Below are 616 nucleotides of genomic sequence, written 5' to 3' on the forward strand. Positions count from 1 at the left end.
TGGATGCGCGCGGGCGGCTCGCGCATCGCAGACAACTCGTCCATGTTACTCGGCGATTGAATGTCGATTTCCGTCAGATTCGGTCACATTCGCCGAAGAGACTCCCCCTCGGCGCGGATCGGGGGCACCCTGGGCGTGGTCGTATCCGGCGTGAGGAGTGGTTCGTGAGCAGATTCACCGACGAGATGTACGAGACCGCGGCTCGCTCGCCGCATGCTCTGGTCACCGGCGAGCCGGACGCCCCGCGGCGGCAGACGTGGGGGCAGATCCACGAGCAGGCCCGGCGCATGGCCGGTGCCCTCGCTGCGGCCGGCATCGGCCACGGCGACGCCGTCGGCATCCTCGCCGGGAATCCGGTGGACATCGCCCCCGCCTGCCAGGCCGTGTGGATGCGCGGTGCCTCGGTGACGATGCTGCACCAGCCCACCCCGCGCACCGACCTGGCCCTGTGGGCCCGCGACACCGAGGTCGTCATCGGCATGATCGGCGCCCGCACCGTGGTGCTCGGCGCCCCCTTCGAGATCGCCGCGCCGCTGCTCGCCGAGCGGGGCATCCCCGTCGTCACGATCGCCGAGATGGACGCCGGCACGCCCGTCGACCCGCTGCCCACCGACGA

The 616-nt window shown here is 71.4% G+C and carries 1 protein-coding gene; it reads left to right on the forward strand.

The features are described from left to right. Positions 1–164: 164 nt before the first annotated feature. Positions 165–616, forward strand: a 452-nt coding sequence (locus AIIKEEIJ_RS14755; protein ID WP_161995958.1) for an AMP-binding protein, incomplete at its 3' end; no start/stop codon positions are given.

The organism is Rhodococcus sp. YH1 (assembly GCF_009939605.1).
Classification (GTDB): Bacteria; Actinomycetota; Actinomycetes; order Mycobacteriales; family Mycobacteriaceae; genus Rhodococcus; species Rhodococcus aetherivorans.